We start from the raw sequence: 1,029 nt of genomic DNA on the forward strand, positions 1-1,029 counted from the left end.
ATTGACCGTGCACTGGCGTTGGGAGGCTCTATCGAAATGATGCAGCATTATTTTGGTCTTTCCACCGTTGAAGTTGCAGCCCGCCGACGCATGACCGGTATCAACATTCGCCAGGGTCGCTGTGCAGCGCTCAGCGACGACGAGAACGCGGCATTGTGGCGCCAGTGGCAAAAAGCCGACATCGATGACGCCTCCAGTGCCGATGGACTGGACGTCATGATGCTGGCCGCCGAACAGATGGATGTTTCTCTGACGGCTGTCTGGAATGCCGTTCGCAGCTTTGATGCCCCTCAGACGGCGGCCGCCAAAAAAGCCATTCAGGCCGTGCGTACGCCACGCGCTACGCCGGGAGGAAATACAAGGAGGCTGGCATGAAGCCTGTGATGTTAATGCCGGGTTTGCAGGTTCCCCGTTCGGCGCCGCCATCCTGCCAGAGAAAGGCGAAGGAGCAGGTCAGGCGTTTCCGCCGCGGGGAACGTAACTACAAGCACCTTCATGTTAAAGGCAAGCACGCCCCCGGGCGTGCCTGGATGAAGATTGATATCGGTACTAGCTGGCGACTGCTCAGCCGAAACAGTGGTGATGACTGGGAGCTGTTGACCCATGAACGCTACAACAACGAACTGTGGAAGTGATGACATTCACCCTGTACCTGGTATCGGGTACAGGCCTGAGTGCCGTTAGGCCAACAACCGCTTGATGCCTTCGCCCTGTGGGCGGGGACAGCGTAAAAGGATGCGTAAAATCGATGAGCATAAACAACACACCTGATGACAGCCTGATCACCTTTACGCTCGAACAAATGGATGCCCGCCTGGCGGAGCGAATAGGCGCGGAAAAGCACGCGGGGAATCCCGATGTCACGAATCTGCGCAGCGGTCTGCTGTACATGGGCAATGTGCATGACTCCATCCCCCGCCGGTTGCTCCTGGACACCCGTCTGTCACCGCTGGATAAAACTGCGTGGATTATGATCCGCCTGTACGCGCAACAGAATCAGGGCGCCGTGTTCCCGACCTATGACGAGCT

The 1,029-nt window shown here is 57.6% G+C and carries 2 protein-coding genes and 1 pseudogene; all 3 read left to right on the forward strand.

The features are described 5' to 3' along the window. The coding region (locus AC4PR2_RS29120) for a DUF2857 domain-containing protein (protein WP_492176080.1) at positions 1–375 on the forward strand (375 nt) is incomplete at its 5' end. After that, positions 372–635 carry a ParE family toxin-like protein gene (locus tag AC4PR2_RS29125; RefSeq protein WP_043143926.1) on the forward strand — a complete coding sequence of 88 codons (264 nt, stop codon included), beginning with the start codon at positions 372–374 and terminating at the stop codon, positions 633–635. The genes AC4PR2_RS29120 and AC4PR2_RS29125, both read left to right, overlap by 4 nt. Positions 636–748: 113 nt before the next feature. Beyond that, a pseudogene (locus tag AC4PR2_RS29130) lies at positions 749–1,029 on the forward strand (STY4528 family pathogenicity island replication protein); the annotation flags it as partial.

The sequence above is a fragment of the Serratia sp. A07 genome (assembly GCF_058725505.1).